Here is a 15855-nt window from a genome sequence, read left to right as displayed (position 1 = left end):
CAACTTGAAAGGAAATCCGTCGCCATGAAGACGCTCTCCCGCATCCTTGCCCTCGCAGCGCTGACCGCTGCACTCGCGTCGACGTCCGCGCGCGCGGAGGACGTCAAGGCCGGCGATCTCGTGATCACGCAGGCCTGGACGCGCGCAACGCCGAACGGTGCCAAGATCGGCGGCGGCTACCTGACGATCGAGAACAAGGGGACGACGCCCGACCGGCTGGTGTCAGGCACCGGCGATGTTGCCGGCAAGATCGAAGTCCACGAGATGTCGATGGACAATGGCGTGATGAAGATGCGTGCGCTCGACAAGGGCCTCACCATCGAGCCCGGCAAGACCGTGAAGCTCGCGCCGGGCGGCTATCACCTGATGATGTTCGACCTGAAGAATCCGCTGAAGCAGGGCGACAAGGTGCCGGTCACGCTCGAGTTCGAAAAGGCCGGCAAGGTCTCGGTCTCGCTGGACGTGCAGGCCGTCGGCGCGCAGGGGCCGGGCGGCGGTCATTCCGGTCATGGCGACCATTCCGGTCACATGGACATGAAGAAGATGTGAGGCAGCCATGCGATCACAGACGTTCGTCGTTGCCACGGCGGCGCTGCTCGCAGCGCAGCCGGCGATCGCGCATATCACACTCGAAGGAAAGCAGGCGGCGGTCGGATCGTATTACAAGGCGGTGTTCGCCGTGCCGCATGGCTGCGCGGGCTCGGCGACAATCAAGATCCGGGTGCAGATTCCGGAGGGCGTGATCGGAGTTAAGCCGATGCCGAAGGCGGGCTGGACTCTCGATGCGGTCACCGGCAAATACGCCGCCCAATACGACTATCACGGCGCCAAGCTTTCCGAGGGCGTCAAGGAAGTCGCCTGGAGCGGTGGCAAGCTTGCGGACCAGAACTACGACGAGTTCGTGATGCAGACGTTTCTCACCGATACCTTGAAGCCCAACACCACGTTGTACTTTCCGGTCGTGCAGGAGTGCGAGCAGGGCGTCAGCCGCTGGATCGATACCCCAGCCGACGGGCAGGGCGGCGGGCACGACCATGGCAGCAAGACACCGGCGCCCGGCGTCAATCTGCTGCCGAAGTCGTAAGTGATGCGGTTGGTCGCAAACCTCGCAGCGCTGCTCGTGGCGCTGTGTCTTGCGACCTCAGCCCATGCGCATGCCGTCCTGATCGGCGCCGAACCGGCCGACGGCAGTGTGGTGGCTGAAGCACCCAAGACGTTGGTGCTCCGCTTCAACGAAGCGGTGGCGCCGACGGCGGTCAGCCTGCTCGACGCTGCGGGCAAGCCGCGCGACGTCGCGATCCGCGCCGTCGACCAGTCGGTGATGGTGACACTGCCGGCGGGCCTGCCGCAGGGCACGCAGGTGGTCAGCTATCGCGTGGTGTCGCAGGATGGCCATCCGGTCGCGGGCTCGCTGCTGTTTTCGATCGGCGTCGTCACCGGCTCGGCGGCGCCGTCAAGCGACGGCGTGCTCGATGTGTTGATCTGGCTGGCGCGGCTCGGGCTCTATCTGGGCCTGTTTGCCGGCGTCGGCGGCGTGTTCTTTGCGGCCTGGATCGGGCAGGGCCCGGCCGGCGAACGGCTGATCATGTGGTCGCTGAAGATCGGCCTTGTCGGCGCGATCGCGTCGCTTGGCTTGCAGGGTGTCGACCTCTTGAACCTGCCGCTCTCGGGCATCGTGACGTGGGCGGCATGGGCCAGCGCCGCCGCTACCAGCCTGTTTCCCGCGCTGCTGCTCGCGATCGCCGCGATGCTAATCGCGGCGATCGCCTGGCGCAGCCCGTCGTTCGGTGCAGCTTTCACCCGCACCGCGATCGCAATGATCTGTGTCGGGCTGTCGTTTGCGGTCAGCGGCCACGCCGCCACCGCTTCGCCGCAATGGCTGACGCGAGCCGCGCTGTTCATCCATGGCGTGGGCGTGGCGTTCTGGATGGGCGCGCTCGCGCCGCTGGCGGTGCTTGCCTGGCAGCGCAAGGATTCGCTGCTGCGGGTGCTGCGGCATTTTTCGACGATCGCGGTGCCGGTCGTCGCGTTGATCGCCTTGTCGGGCCTGGCGCTCGCGATCGTCCAGCTCGACAGTTTTCACGCGCTGATCGACACCGGGTACGGCAACATCCTGGTTGCGAAACTGGTGCTGGTGGTGTTGTTGCTCGGGCTCGCTGCGCTGAACCGGTTGGTGTTCACGCCGGCCATCGCGCGCGAGTTTCATCGGACACGGCCGCTGCAGCGCTCGATCGCGCTGGAATTCGTGCTGATGATCGCCATTCTCGGCCTCGTTGCACTCTGGCGCTTCACGCCGCCGCCGCGCGTGCTGGCGATGTCGGCCGATGTTCCGCTCGCGGTCCACATTCACACCGATGCCGCGATGTTCCAGGTGCTGATCGCGCCGGGCAAGGTCGGGCAAAATGACTTCGTGCTGCAGCTGATGAACGGCGATGCCAGCCCGTTCACGGCCAAGGAGGCGACGCTGACGCTGAGCTTGCCCGAGCGCGGCATCGAACCGATGGAACGCGCCGCCGCGCGCGGTGCCGATGGCTATTGGCACGTGCGCAAGGTGCCGTTGCCGGTGCCGGGCCGCTGGCACATGCAGATCGACGCCTTGGTGACCGATTTCAAGAAAGTGACGCTGGAAGACGATTTCGAGGTCAGGTAAAGCCGCGGTCGGCGCGCTGGGCACTTCGATGGTACGCAATTCGTTCAAATGGCCGAAAATCGCCTGATTTGAAGGGTTTTTCTTATTTGGCGGCCTTGTGTTTTCACAGCCGATCCGGTTTCACTGCAGCTCTTCCCACGCTTTCCTGATTCCCGAGTAACGCCATGCGATTGTCGCGGTTTTTCCTGCCCATCCTGAAAGAAAACCCGAAAGAGGCGGAGATCGTCTCGCATCGGCTGATGCTGCGCGCGGGTATGATGCGGCAGGAGGCTGCCGGCATTTATGCCTGGCTGCCGCTCGGTTTCCGGGTGCTGAAGAAGATCGAGCAGATCGTTCGCGAGGAACAGGACCGCGCCGGCGCGCTCGAGCTCTTGATGCCGACGCTGCAGCTCGCCGATCTCTGGCGCGAAAGCGGCCGCTACGACGCCTATGGCCCGGAGATGCTGCGCATCCTCGATCGTCACAAGCGCGAGCTGTTGTACGGGCCGACCAACGAGGAAATGATCACGGAGATTTTCCGCTCCTACATCAAGTCCTACAAGAACCTGCCGCTCAACCTCTACCACATCCAGTGGAAATTCCGCGATGAGCAGCGTCCGCGCTTCGGCGTGATGCGCGGCCGCGAGTTCCTGATGAAGGACGCCTATTCGTTCGACCTCGACGAGGCCGGCGCGCGGCGCTCCTACAACAAGATGTTCGTGGCCTATTTGCGCACCTTTGCGCGGATGGGCCTCAAGGCGATCCCGATGCGGGCCGAGACCGGCCCGATCGGCGGCGACCTCAGCCACGAATTCATCGTGCTCGCGGAGACCGGCGAGTCCGGCGTCTACATCAACCGCGATGTGCTGGACCTGCCGGTGCCGGGCGCGGACGTCGATTATGACGGTGATCTGACGCCGATCATCAAGCAGTGGACTTCGGTCTACGCCGCGACCGAGGACGTCCACGAGGCTGCGCGCTTCGAACAGGAAGTGCCTGAGGCAAAGCGGCTGAACACGCGCGGCATCGAGGTCGGCCAGATCTTCTATTTCGGCACCAAATATTCCGAGACCATGAAGGCGATGGTGGCCGGTCCCGACGGCGTCGACGTGCCGATCCATGGCGGCTCCTACGGCGTCGGCGTGTCGCGTCTGGTCGGCGCGATCATCGAAGCGTGTCACGATGACGCCGGCATCAAATGGCCCGAGGCCGTCGCGCCGTTCCGCGCCGCGATCCTCAATCTCAAGCAGGGCGATGCCGCGGTCGATGGCGCCTGCGAGCAGCTTTATCGCGAGCTCTCGGCGAAGGGCGTCGACGTGCTCTACGACGACACCGACCAGCGTGCCGGCGCCAAGTTCGCCGCGGCCGATCTGATCGGCATCCCGTGGCAGATTCTGGTCGGACCCAAGGGGCTTGCGGACGGCAAGGTCGAAGTGAAGCGTCGCAGCGACGGCTCACGCGACAACATGAGCCCCGCCGACGTGGTCGCGAAGCTCGCGGGTTAAAGTTTATTCACGCCGCGCTGATCGGCGGGGTAATCCGGCCACATTTGGCCCGAATCATGGGATTATCGACAGATGGATGAGACCATGAGCGAGCCAGTCCGTACCCCGCCCTTTGCGCCATTCGAATGGCTGCTGTCCGGACGCTATCTGCGCGCGCGCCGCAAGGAAGGGTTCATTTCGGTCATCGCCGGCTTTTCGTTCCTCGGCATCATGCTCGGCGTCGCCACGCTGATCGTGGTGATGGCGGTCATGAACGGCTTCCGCAAGGAGTTGCTGGACAAGATCCTCGGCCTCAACGGACATATTCTGGTGCAGCCGCTGGAATCGCCGCTGACCGACTGGAAGGATGTCGCCGACCGCATCAGTCAGGTGCAGGGCATCCGCCTCGCCGCGCCGGTGGTCGACGGGCAGGGGCTCGGCTCATCGCCGTTCAACGCCGCCGGCGTCTTCATCCGCGGCATCCGCGCCGACGATCTCAACAACCTCACCTCGATCGCCAAGAACATCAAACAAGGCTCGCTCGAGGGCTTTGATGAGGGGCAGGGCGTCGCGATCGGTCGCCGCCTCGCCGACCAGCTTTCGCTGCATGCCGGCGACATGATCACGCTGGTCTCGCCGAAGGGCGCGGTGACGCCGATGGGCACCACGCCGCGCATCAAGCCCTACAAGATCACTGCGGTGTTCGAGATCGGCATGTCGGAATATGATTCGACCTTCGTGTTCATGCCGCTGACCGAGGCGCAGGCCTATTTCAACCGCAACAACGACGTGTCCTCGATCGAGGTGTTCACCACCAATCCAGACAAGATCGAAACCTATCGCAAGTTGGTGACCGAGGCGGCCGGCCGGCCGGTGTTTCTGGTCGACTGGCGGCAGCGCAATTCGACCTTCTTCAACGCGCTTCAGGTCGAACGCAACGTGATGTTCCTGATCCTGACCATGATCGTGCTGGTCGCGGCGCTCAACATCGTCTCGGGACTGATCATGCTGGTGAAGGACAAGGGCCAGGACATCGCGATCCTGCGGACCATGGGCGCCTCGCAGGGTTCGATCATGCGGATATTCCTGATCACCGGCGCATCGATCGGCGTCGTCGGCACGCTGGTCGGTCTGCTGGTCGGCTTGCTGATCTGCTTCAACATCGAAACCATCAGGCAGTTCCTGTCGTGGCTCACCAACACGGAATTGTTCGATCCCACACTGTATTTCCTGTCGAAGCTGCCTGCTGAAATCGATTTTGGCGAGACGCTCGCCGTCGTGATCATGGCGCTGACGCTGTCCTTCCTTGCGACGCTCTACCCGTCGTGGCGCGCCGCGCGCCTCGATCCGGTCGACGCGCTCCGGTACGAATAAGGAGCGCACATGGCGGAGGGGGCGGAAGACACACCGGTCGTCTATCTTCATGACATCAAGCGGGAATACCGGCAGGGCGAAGCGACGCTGACCGTCCTGAACGGCGCCAATCTCGCGCTGTGGCCCGGTCAATCGGTGGCGCTGGTGGCGCCGTCGGGATCCGGCAAGTCGACATTGCTGCACATCGCGGGCCTGCTGGAGACCCCCGATGACGGCGAAGTCTATGTCGCGGGCACGCCGACCTCGCAGATGTCCGACGTCGACCGCACCCAGATTCGCCGTTCCGATATCGGCTTCGTCTATCAATCGCACCGGCTGCTGCCGGAGTTCTCGGCGCTCGAGAACGTCATGCTGCCGCAGATGATTCGCGGCCTCAAACGCTCCGAAACCGTGAAACGGTCGACCGAGATTCTCTCCTATCTCGGGCTCGGCGATCGCATCACCCATCGCCCAGCCGAGCTCTCGGGCGGCGAGCAGCAGCGTGTCGCGATCGCGCGCGCGGTTGCCAACGCGCCCCGGGTACTGTTCGCGGACGAGCCGACCGGCAATCTCGATCCCGGCACGGCCGACCACGTCTTCAACGCGCTGATGCAACTCGTGAAGGCGACCCGGGTCGCGATGCTGATCGCGACTCACAATCTGGATCTCGCCGCGCGAATGGATCGCCGGGTGTCGCTGTCGAACGGACAGGTTGTCGAGCTCGAATAGTGCGCCGTCGCGTGAACTGGCTAGCGGTGCGCGTGAAGAAGCCGCGCTAAGACGAGAGAATCCGGAGCCTTTTTCCGTGTCGCTTCGATCGGAACGAAATACTTCTGGCTCTCAATAAGCGGGGCGAGGCCGTCTGCCTGATGCTCTCGGCTGCCTGTCGATCGGCGGCCCGGCATAGTAGGGGTTGTTGATGCAGATCGCCGCGAGGCCGGACGCCGAAGCCTGGCACTGCGCGATCGACGTGTAGCCGCAGTCGGTATCCTCACCGCCCCATCGGTAGTTGGTTTTGCAGACCGGCGAGGTCGAATCGTATTTCTGGGCGCTGGCCGGCGCGGCTGCCAAGGCCAGGAGTGTCGGCAAGAGTGCCAGAATCAGACTGCGCATCAGAAATCTCCTCATCGGCGCCGGCAATGCTGATGCCGAGCGCGCGCGAATAGGCACCTGTGCGCAGCGCCGGATCAACTCACATTCCCGCGCCGGGGTTGCCGGACCGAGCGTATCAGTGGATGAACAGGTCGAAGAAATTGCCCTCACGGCGGTCCCGCGGGGACACGTGAAGATACGAGCGCGGGTCGTTGTCGCCGGCATAATAGGGGTTGGCGATGCAGTTCTGCCCGATGCCCGAAGCGGTGGCCAGGCACGCCTCATACGACGGATAGGAGCAGTTGCTCAGGCCGGGATAGCGGTCGCCTTGAATGCAGAACGGGTAACGCACGCCGACGGCATGCGCGGGCGCAGTCCCCAGCGTTGCGAATGCGGCCACAGACGCCGCAGCAGCAAGAATCATCGTGCGCATGTGCATTCCTTTTGCTGCGAAGATGCGACCTTGGCGACGATCCAAATCGGACAAGCCGGTTCCGGTCAACTATCTTGCGCGCAGCTATGCACGCAGATCCGAATTGTGAAGTTTGTGCGGCAACTATGTGGCAAAAGTTCCAGGAATCGCCCGTAATACAGTATTAACTTCAAATTTGAGGGAAGTCGTTTGGCCCTGCCTGTTGCCGCGAAGTTACAGCAATTCCGCCGGGGGCTGCTATGACGGTGTCTCGCGGCCTTGGGGGCCTGTAGAAAAAGTTGGAACGGGAAAATGAAAAAGATTTTGCTTGTCACCGCCAGCATGCTCGCGCTCAGCGCGACTGCTGCTTCCGCGGCTGACCTCGCGGCTCGCCCTTACACCAAGGCTCCGCCGCCCATGGTTGCCGCTGTTTATGATTGGACTGGCTTCTACATTGGTATCAACGGTGGTTGGGGCCAGAGCCACGACAACCGTTCGGTCGACGGCTTCGGCGGCGTCGGAAGCTTCGACGCCAACGGCGGCACCGTCGGTGGCCAGATCGGCTACCGCTGGCAGGCCGGCGGCTGGGTGTTCGGTCTGGAAGCTCAGGGCAACTGGGCTGACTTCTCCGGCAGCACCGGCAACCTGGTCGTCCCGGGCGGCATCGTTCGCTCGAAGACCGATGCGTTCGGCCTGTTCACCGGTCAGATCGGCTACGCCTGGAATAACGTCCTGCTGTACGCCAAGGGCGGTGCTGCGGTCACCGATCGCAACTTCCAGTTCCTCAACGCGGCCGGCAATCTGGCGTCCGAGACCGGCTTCGACACCCGTTGGAGCCCGACGGTCGGTGTTGGCCTCGAATTCGCCTTCTCGCAGGGCTGGTCGCTCGGCGTCGAGTACAACCACATCTTCGAAGACACCCATGGCGCGACCTTCGTGACCCCGGCTGGTGTTGCCGTGACCGGCTTCCACACCGGTGGCGACACCGACATGGTCCTCGGCCGTCTGAACTACAAGTTCGGTGGCCCGGTCATCGCGAAGTACTGATCGCTCGCTTAATTCAAGCGGCATCGAAAACCCCGGGCTTCGGCCCGGGGTTTTTTGTTGGCCTGGCGGCGCCGCCGATCGGCCAGGAGCAGGGGACAGGCTTTGCCGTCCGCTCCGGGATTCGGGTCGGGTTTGATTGGGCGGGGCTTTCCAACCGAACAGTTAACGCCGCATATTCGCGGCATGACGGACCTGCAGCTGACTTCCCAACTGACGTGCCCGTCCTGCGGCCATGTCTCCATCGAGACGATGCCGACCGACGCCTGCCGGTTCTTCTATGATTGCAAGGGCTGCGGCACTCGCCTGAAACCGAAAGCAGGAGATTGCTGCGTTTTTTGCTCATACGGAACGGTCCCTTGCCCTCCCAGGCAGGCTGGGAATTGCTGCGGTAACTAGCTCCCCGGAGGCTCAAGACGAGTTCGCCATCCGGATCACTGTCGGCGGCGAGACGTCGGCCGCTCAGGAATTAACCACAGGGGTCACTTCTCGAACTGGGGTCGCCGGCATTGCTTGGGTAGTGGGTCAGTTTGATTGTGGCGGGGTTCCCCACTGGTATGTTGACGGTCAACGTCGCATATTCGGGCCATGGTACAGACATGGAAATCCGGTCCGGGAGAGGACTTTACCTGTCCTCATTGCGGTGCCGTCTACGCAGTCACAATCCGCCGATTCCCGGCTCGGGATCACGACAGGGCGAATTGCGAGGAATGCCACAAGGTCATGGCCGAGTGGAACGATACGGCCTCGCCGACCTTCACTCTGAAAACCCGCAAGGATGGGTCGCCAGCATGACCCCAAAGCGCCCCAGAGACCCCAACCAGCTCGCCAAGCGGATCATTGATATCGCGACCGGCGAAACGCCCGACCGCGATCCTACGCCAGAGGAAGAGGGCAAAGACCCGGCTGCGGTTGAGTTAGGGAAGAAGGGCGGGAAGGCGCGGGCGGATTCTATGAGTCCCGAGCGTCGCGCCGAGATTGCTAGGAAGGCGGCGGCTAAGCGGTGGAATCAGCGTTAGAATCACGAACGAAGTTTATGCTGCCACATATCGATTCCTCGTCGTCGATACTGACCCGCAGAAGGATTCTTCCGTAGTTCGGGACGCTAACCGGGGCGATCGTGGCCCGGAAGATGAATCCGATTTGCGGTGCTTCAATTGCGGCTGCGGATGCCCTCTCTTGCTTGATCGCCTCCTCATCAAAGAGCCCCAACTCCTGTCGTCGGTTTCCATTGAAGAAATCGACCCGAGCGGAAATTCTTTTCACATCGAAGCTAAGCAAGCTTTCCCACGGGGATTGGCTCACCCTTGGAAATTTCAGACAGAAAAGACGTTTGAGATGTCTGCGAAGTAGTCATCGATGCTCGTCCCGTTGATGGGCTGGTAGGTGTTGAATAGCTTCCGCCAATTTGCCTTGCAGATTTCTCTTTCTCGATCGAACTCCTTTTCGTGTGGCCCACCAAGCTTTTCGCGATACTCCCAATTCAGAGCGATATAGGTGTCTTTATCGGCGAAGCGCCCAAGCGCGTCCAGATGGATGAAATCTGGTCGTTCGTTTACGCGAAGGCCGCGAACGTGGAGAAGGCCAAGGCCGCTCCGGAGGCCGCTGGCGACGTTTGGACGTGGACGGCAATCTGCGCCGATACCAAGCTGATTGTGAGCTGGTTGCTTGGCGCTCGCGATCAGGACGCCGCTCTGACGTTCGTCCACGATCTGGAGAGCCGCCTAGCCAATCGCGTCCAGCTCACCAGCGACGGCCATAGGCCGTACCTGTACGCTGTTGAGGCCGCGTTCGCCGATCAGGTGGACTACGCCATGCTCATCAAGATTTATGGCTCCGATCCGCAGGCGGAAGTCCGCTATAGCCCGGCCAAGTGCCTTGGCGCAGATAAGAAGCCGAAGATCGGCAATCCCGACCCGAAGCACATCAGCACGTCCTATGCTGAGCGCAGCAATCTCACCATGCGCATGCACATGCGCCGGTTCACGCGACTGACGAACGCGTTTTCAAAGAAGGTCGAGAACCACGCCGCAGCGATTGCGCTGCATACGATGTACTACAACTTCGTTCGCATCCATCAGACCCTCAAGGTGACGCCGGCAATGGCCGCTGTCCTTCATCCAGATATCTAGATGATCGTTAGTGTAGCTCCATCGCCACTCATTGTGATTTCGGCCGTCGCCAATTGTGCCGTCTTCATTGAATGAGATGCTCTTGCGTCCCTTGGGATTTGTTGGGTTGTAGACCAGAACCCATTGCTTCGTGTACAGCCCGGAAGGGACCGGCGGCGAGTATTGTGTGAGGGTGTGCCTGCCTGGTTTTCCATCTGGTTTGGGCGCGACGGTTTTATGCTTCTTCCTGTAGAGGAAGTAATCGGCGGTCCCCCAAGCGATTATCGAGATGACTGCGACGAGGCCCCACCTAAACCAATCAAGCTGTAGGATGTCGGGGGATGCCATTACCAGCCCCGCCAGCTGTCGATCTGGGTACCAGCCGAGATCGTGAGCAACTATGAGGGCCGCGTGCGTGCAGACGAGGCAAACGAAGCCCAGTAGAATTTGCAGCATGAATTTCGCCATGCCGCGAATGTAGGCGACGGTTCCCGCGTGGGGCGAGTCATAGCTGGACGTTCTCCGAATTAACCAAGAGATTTCTTTCGGGGTCAGTTTTCAAACTGACCCACTACCATTGCTTGACTCCTAGAACAAAAAAGGAACAATGTTCTGCATACGTTCCGGTTCAGGGAGAGCGGCCATGTTGAAGATTTTCGTGCAAGAAGCTGCAGCGCTGGCATCGATCACGCTGTTCGTCGGGATGATCGCGGTGTGGGCCCAGCTGATCACCCAATTCTGAAAATACGCCCGCGGGGACAGGGGCATCGCCGGCGGCATGGTCTGCCCCTGGGGAAAAGCAGGAGGACTTGCCGCCACGCCGCGTTCGGCGTGGACTTGGCAGGGGTCAGGCCCCACCATGGGATTGCGAGTCGGGTCTGAGACTTTCGAGTTCCGGCCCTGGCGCTCGCTCCATCCCTGACTCAAGAGCTTCCGTAAGCAGTCATGCCGAATGCCGGATTCGTTCACCTTCACGTTCATTCCGCCTATTCGCTGCTGAAGGGCTCGATCAAGATCGCCAAGCTGGGCGAGCTCGCGAAGGCCGACCGCCAGCCGGCGCTGGCGCTGACCGATACCGACAACATGTTCGGCGCGCTGGAATTCTCCGACAAGATGGCCGGCTACGGCATCCAGCCGATCGTCGGCTGCGAGCTGGCGCTGGATTTCGGCGACGTCGATCCGAATACCCGCAGCATCCTTGCGACGACGGGCCCGGCGCGAATCGTGCTGCTGGCGGCGCGCGAGCGCGGCTACCGCAGCCTGATGCGGCTGAACTCGCGGGCGTTCCTGGAGACGCCGGTCAACCAGACCCCGCACATCAAGTTCGATTGGCTCACCGACGACGCCGAAGACCTGATCGCGCTGACCGGCGGCCCGGACGGGCCGATCGCGCTGGCGCTGCGGGCAGAACAGGCGGCGCTGGCGACCACCCGCTGCGAGCGCCTCGCCAGTCTGTTCGGCGATCGCCTCTACATCGAATTGCAGCGCCACGGGGCCGACAAGGAACGCCGCACCGAGGGCGGCCTGATCGATCTCGCCTACAGCAAGGGCCTGCCGCTGGTCGCGACCAACGAGCCGTATTTCGCCAGCAATGACGACTACGAATCGCATGACGCACTGCTCTGCATCGCCGGCGGCCATCTGATTGCCGAGACCAACCGCGAGCAACTGACCCCGGATCACCGCTTCAAGACCCGCGCGGAAATGGCGGTGCTGTTCGCCGACATCCCGGAGGCGCTGGCCTCGACGGTGGAGATCGCCGAGCGCTGCTCGTTCCGGCCGAAGACCCGCAAGCCGATCCTGCCGTTCTTCACGGTGGGTGCCGCCGCCAGCGCCGATGCCGCCGCCGACGAGGCCGCCGAGCTGAAGCGCCAGGCCGAGGAGGGGCTCGCGAATCGCCTGCGGGTGCACGGTCTCTCGCCGGGAATGACCGAAGAGGACTACAGCAAGCGGCTTGCCTTCGAACTCGACGTCATCACCCGCATGAAATACGCGGGCTACTTCCTGATCGTCTCCGACTTCATCAAATGGGCGAAGGCGCAGGGCATTCCGGTCGGGCCGGGCCGCGGCTCCGGCGCCGGCTCGCTGGTCGCCTGGGTGCTCACCATCACCGACCTCGATCCGATGCGGTTTGCGCTGCTGTTCGAGCGCTTCCTCAATCCCGAACGCGTCTCGATGCCGGACTTCGACATCGACTTCTGCCAGGACCGCCGCGGCGAGGTGATTCAGTACGTGCAGGAGCGCTACGGCCGCGACCAGGTGGCGCAGATCATCACCTTCGGTACGCTGCAGGCGCGCGGCGTGCTGCGCGACGTCGGGCGCGTGCTGCAGATGCCCTATGGGCAGGTGGACAAGCTGACCAAGCTGGTGCCGCAGAATCCCGCAGCGCCGGTGACGCTGGCGCAGGCGATCGAGGGCGAGCCGAAGCTGCAGGCGTTCCGCGACGAGGATCCGGTGGTCGCGCGTGCGTTCGACATCGCGCAGCGTCTCGAAGGCCTGACGCGCCATGCCTCGACGCATGCCGCCGGCATCGTGATCGGCGACCGGCCGCTGAGCGAGCTGGTGCCGCTCTACCGCGATCCGAAATCCGACATGCCGGTCACCCAGTTCAACATGAAATGGGTCGAGCCAGCGGGCCTCGTGAAATTCGACTTCCTCGGCCTGAAGACGCTGACCGTGCTGGACGTCGCGGTGAAGCTGCTCAAGCAGCGCAACGTCCATGTCGATCTCGCGACGCTGCCGATCGACGATGCGCCGAGCTATCAGATGCTGGCGCGGGGCGATGTCGTCGGCGTATTCCAGGTGGAAAGCCAGGGCATGCGGCGCGCGCTGATCGACATGCGGCCGGACCGCTTCGAGGACATCATCGCGCTGGTGGCGCTGTATCGCCCGGGCCCGATGGCGAACATCCCGACCTATTGCGCGCGCAAGCACGGCGACGAGGAATCGGAATATCTGCATCCGATCCTGGAGCCGATTCTGAAGGAGACCTTCGGCGTCATCATCTATCAGGAACAGGTGATGCAGATCGCGCAGCAGATGGCGGGCTACTCGCTCGGCCAGGCCGACCTGCTGCGCCGCGCGATGGGCAAGAAGATCCGCGCCGAGATGGACAAGCAGCGCGACATCTTCGTCGCCGGTGCGATGAAGAACGGCGTGGCGAAGGGCCAGGCCGAGACGATCTTCGAGCTGCTCGCCAAGTTCGCCGACTACGGCTTCAACAAGAGCCACGCGGCCGCCTATGCGCTGGTGTCCTACCACACCGCCTATATGAAGGCGCATTACCCGGTTGAGTTTTTGGCGGCGTCGATGACGCTCGAACTCAACAACACCGACAAGCTGTCCGAATTCCGTTCCGAGGCGCAACGGCTCGGCATCAAGGTCGAGGCGCCCAACATCAATCGCTCCGGCGCGACCTTCGAGGTCAGCGAGAACACGATCTACTACGCGCTCGCGGCGCTGAAGGGCGTCGGCATCCAGGCGGTCGAGCAGATCATCGAGGAGCGCAACAAGAAGGGGGCCTTCACCTCGCTCGCCGATTTCGCCGCGCGGGTGAGCCCGCGCGCCGTCAACAAGCGGATCATCGAGAGCCTTGCGGCGGCCGGCGCCTTCGACACGCTGGAGCCGAACCGCGCGCGCGTCTTCGCCGGCGCCGATGCGATCCTCGCCGCCTGCCAGCGCAGCCATGAGGCGGCGACCTCGGGCCAGAACGACATGTTCGGCGGCGCGGCGGACGCGCCGAGCATCATGCTGCCGCAGATCGAGCCGTGGCTGCCCGCCGACCGGCTGCGGCGCGAATATGATGCGATCGGCTTCTTCCTGTCGGGCCATCCGCTCGACGACTACGCGACCGCGCTGAAGCGGCTGCGCGTGCAGTCCTGGGCGGAATTCTCCCGCGCGGTGAAGACCGGCGCCACGGCGGGCAAGGTCGCGGCAACCGTGGTGTCGCGCATGGAGCGGCGCACCAAGACCGGCAACAAGATGGGCATCATGGGCCTGTCGGACCCGACCGGCCATTTCGAGGCGGTGCTGTTCTCGGAGGGCCTTGCGCAATACCGCGACGTGCTCGAGCCGGGCGCGGCCGTGCTGTTGCAGCTCGGCGCCGAATTGCAGGGCGAGGACGTGCGGGCGAGGGTGCTGCACGCCGAGCCGCTGGATCACGCCGCGGCCAAGACGCAGAAGGGCCTGCGCATCTTCGTCCGCGACACCAAGCCGCTGGAGTCGATCGCCCGCCGCCTCAACATGCCGGAAGCCGCGCCCGCCCCGGGCGGCGCAGCAAGGGCACCGGCCGTGAAGCCGGCCGCCGCGCCGCCACCGGCGGCGGGGGCCGATGGCGACGTCTCGCTGGTGATGATGCTGGACCTCGAAACCGAGGTGGAGATGAAGCTGCCCGGCCGCTACAAGGTCTCGCCGCAGATCGCCGGCGCAATCAAGGCGGTGGCGGGCGTGGTCGACGTGCAGACCCTGTAAACTGGGGACTCCGGACGCCAAACAGGGCCGTTTCGGCACGAATTGGGCCCGGCCGGCCGGTGTAACCGGCCGTATTTCCTTGCTTCTGGCGCAAATCGCGCTATATAGCGCGCCATCTCACACGGAAACATGGCTCTCAAGGCCGTCCGGTGGCAACCGGGCCATTCAGGCGCGTTTGCTCACACGTTTCCGGAGGAACCAACCGGAGAATTATCACTATGTCGCTACCCGATTTTTCTATGCGTCAGTTGCTTGAAGCTGGCGTTCACTTTGGCCACCAGGCCCACCGCTGGAATCCGAAGATGCAGGATTACATCTTCGGCGCCCGCAACAACATCCACATCATCGACCTCGCGCAGACCGTGCCGATGCTGCACCGTGCCCTGCAGGCGGTCAGCGATACCGTCGCCAAGGGCGGCCGCATCCTGTTCGTCGGCACCAAGCGCTCGGCCCAGGACGGCGTTGCCGACGCTGCCAAGCGTTCGGCGCAGTACTTCGTCAACTCGCGCTGGCTCGGCGGCACGCTGACCAACTGGAAGACGATCTCGGCCTCGATCAAGCGCCTGCGTCATCTCGACGACGTGCTGTCGTCGGGCGAAGCCAACTCCTACACCAAGAAGGAGCGGCTGACGCTGCAGCGCGAGCGCGACAAGCTCGACCGTTCGCTCGGCGGCATCAAGGACATGGGCGGCCTTCCCGACATGATCTTCGTGATCGACACCAACAAGGAAGACATCGCGATCCAGGAAGCCCAGCGGCTCAACATCCCGGTCGCGGCGATCGTCGACACCAATTCGGACCCGAAGGGCATCACCTATGTGGTGCCGGGCAATGACGACGCCGGCCGCGCGATCTCGCTGTATTGCGATCTCGTGGCGCGCGCCGCCATCGACGGCATCTCGCGCGCTCAGGGCGATTCCGGAATCGACATCGGCGCGTCGGCGACGCCCGTGCAGGAAGACCTTCCGGCGGCTGCGCCGTCCGGCTTCCAGGGCCTCGCCGGCCCGCGCGGCACCGCCGACAACCTCAAGAAGCTCACCGGCGTGTCCGGTGCGATCGAGAAGAAGCTCAACGACCTCGGCATCTTCCACTACTGGCAGCTCGCCGAGCTCGACCACGACACCGCGCACAAGATCGGCGAAGAAGTCGGTCTGCCGAGCCGTGCCGACGCCTGGGTCGCCCAGGCCAAGACGCTCGCCGAAGCGGAATAAAGGCTACGCGGCGTGGCCGGGTCTCGCCCGGCCGCCGCTTCTATTCCAC

12 protein-coding genes and 1 pseudogene are annotated in these 15855 nt (G+C 63.4%); 11 read left to right on the top strand and 2 right to left on the bottom strand.

The features are described 5' to 3' along the window. Positions 1–24 precede the first annotated feature (24 nt). The 6 genes from ACVI1L_RS35970 to ACVI1L_RS35945 all read left to right on the top strand — a co-directional run bounded on the left by ACVI1L_RS35970 (position 25) and on the right by ACVI1L_RS35945 (position 6195). Positions 25–549, top strand: a complete 525-nt coding sequence (locus tag ACVI1L_RS35970) for a copper chaperone PCu(A)C (protein WP_057016486.1) — start codon at positions 25–27, stop codon at positions 547–549. Positions 550–556: 7 nt separating this feature from the next. Beyond that, on the top strand, positions 557–1084 hold the full coding sequence (locus ACVI1L_RS35965) for a YcnI family copper-binding membrane protein (RefSeq protein WP_057016487.1): 528 nt from the start codon (positions 557–559) through the stop codon (positions 1082–1084). Positions 1085–1087: 3 nt separating this feature from the next. Next, complete coding sequence (locus tag ACVI1L_RS35960; protein ID WP_456785044.1) at positions 1088–2650, top strand: copper resistance CopC/CopD family protein; 1563 nt, start codon at positions 1088–1090, stop codon at positions 2648–2650. Between the two features lie 164 nt (positions 2651–2814). Further along, positions 2815–4134, top strand: coding sequence for a proline--tRNA ligase (proS, locus tag ACVI1L_RS35955; protein WP_038380332.1), 1320 nt, complete (start codon positions 2815–2817; stop codon positions 4132–4134). A gap of 72 nt (positions 4135–4206) precedes the next feature. Continuing rightward, a complete protein-coding gene (locus tag ACVI1L_RS35950) occupies positions 4207–5487 on the top strand; it encodes a lipoprotein-releasing ABC transporter permease subunit (protein WP_028339647.1) in 1281 nt (426 codons plus the stop codon). A gap of 9 nt (positions 5488–5496) precedes the next feature. Continuing rightward, entirely contained in the window at positions 5497–6195 is a 699-nt protein-coding gene (locus ACVI1L_RS35945; RefSeq protein WP_016840545.1) for an ABC transporter ATP-binding protein, read from the top strand. 111 nt (positions 6196–6306) lie between these two features. Here the strand turns inward: ACVI1L_RS35945 and ACVI1L_RS35940 are convergent, their stop codons facing one another. Continuing rightward, on the bottom strand, positions 6307–6594 hold the full coding sequence (locus tag ACVI1L_RS35940) for a DUF3551 domain-containing protein (RefSeq protein WP_456785043.1): 288 nt from the start codon (positions 6592–6594) through the stop codon (positions 6307–6309). A 100-nt stretch (positions 6595–6694) separates the two neighbouring features. Then, positions 6695–6991 carry a DUF3551 domain-containing protein gene (locus ACVI1L_RS35935; RefSeq protein ID WP_246786911.1) on the bottom strand — a complete coding sequence of 99 codons (297 nt, stop codon included), beginning with the start codon at positions 6989–6991 and terminating at the stop codon, positions 6695–6697. A 291-nt stretch (positions 6992–7282) separates the two neighbouring features. Between ACVI1L_RS35935 and ACVI1L_RS35930 the strand changes: the two genes are divergently transcribed. From ACVI1L_RS35930 to ACVI1L_RS35910, 5 genes and pseudogenes are all read left to right on the top strand, one after another. Then, on the top strand, positions 7283–8017 hold the full coding sequence (locus ACVI1L_RS35930) for an outer membrane protein (protein ID WP_028333998.1): 735 nt from the start codon (positions 7283–7285) through the stop codon (positions 8015–8017). 192 nt (positions 8018–8209) lie between these two features. Next, positions 8210–8413 carry a GDCCVxC domain-containing (seleno)protein gene (locus tag ACVI1L_RS35925; RefSeq protein WP_253625991.1) on the top strand — a complete coding sequence of 68 codons (204 nt, stop codon included), beginning with the start codon at positions 8210–8212 and terminating at the stop codon, positions 8411–8413. Positions 8414–9540: 1127 nt separating this feature from the next. Then, a pseudogene (locus tag ACVI1L_RS35920) lies at positions 9541–10146 on the top strand (IS1 family transposase); the annotation flags it as partial. Between the two features lie 924 nt (positions 10147–11070). Then, entirely contained in the window at positions 11071–14595 is a 3525-nt protein-coding gene (gene dnaE, locus ACVI1L_RS35915; RefSeq protein ID WP_456785042.1) for a DNA polymerase III subunit alpha, read from the top strand. 218 nt (positions 14596–14813) lie between these two features. Continuing rightward, the gene (locus ACVI1L_RS35910) at positions 14814–15806 is read left to right on the top strand and encodes a 30S ribosomal protein S2 (protein WP_057016493.1); all 993 of its coding nucleotides are present in this window, start codon (positions 14814–14816) and stop codon (positions 15804–15806) included. Positions 15807–15855: the final 49 nt, after the last annotated feature.

The sequence above is a fragment of the Bradyrhizobium sp. USDA 4516 genome (assembly GCF_054055915.1).
This window is presented reverse-complemented; position numbering and strand designations above follow the sequence as displayed.

What these genes read in the sequence shown, in the direction of transcription:
- proS (WP_038380332.1), top strand. Translation starts at nt 2,815, where the DNA reads ATGCGATTGTCGCGGTTTTTCCTGCCCATCCTGAAAGAAAACCCGAAA.
- ACVI1L_RS35945 (WP_016840545.1), top strand. Translation starts at nt 5,497, where the DNA reads ATGGCGGAGGGGGCGGAAGACACACCGGTCGTCTATCTTCATGACATC.
- ACVI1L_RS35910 (WP_057016493.1), top strand. Translation starts at nt 14,814, where the DNA reads ATGTCGCTACCCGATTTTTCTATGCGTCAGTTGCTTGAAGCTGGCGTT.
- ACVI1L_RS35950 (WP_028339647.1), top strand. Translation starts at nt 4,207, where the DNA reads ATGGATGAGACCATGAGCGAGCCAGTCCGTACCCCGCCCTTTGCGCCA.
- ACVI1L_RS35960 (WP_456785044.1), top strand. Translation starts at nt 1,088, where the DNA reads ATGCGGTTGGTCGCAAACCTCGCAGCGCTGCTCGTGGCGCTGTGTCTT.
- dnaE (WP_456785042.1), top strand. Translation starts at nt 11,071, where the DNA reads ATGCCGAATGCCGGATTCGTTCACCTTCACGTTCATTCCGCCTATTCG.
- ACVI1L_RS35935 (WP_246786911.1), bottom strand. Translation starts at nt 6,991, where the DNA reads ATGCGCACGATGATTCTTGCTGCTGCGGCGTCTGTGGCCGCATTCGCA.
- ACVI1L_RS35930 (WP_028333998.1), top strand. Translation starts at nt 7,283, where the DNA reads ATGAAAAAGATTTTGCTTGTCACCGCCAGCATGCTCGCGCTCAGCGCG.
- ACVI1L_RS35965 (WP_057016487.1), top strand. Translation starts at nt 557, where the DNA reads ATGCGATCACAGACGTTCGTCGTTGCCACGGCGGCGCTGCTCGCAGCG.
- ACVI1L_RS35940 (WP_456785043.1), bottom strand. Translation starts at nt 6,594, where the DNA reads ATGAGGAGATTTCTGATGCGCAGTCTGATTCTGGCACTCTTGCCGACA.
- ACVI1L_RS35970 (WP_057016486.1), top strand. Translation starts at nt 25, where the DNA reads ATGAAGACGCTCTCCCGCATCCTTGCCCTCGCAGCGCTGACCGCTGCA.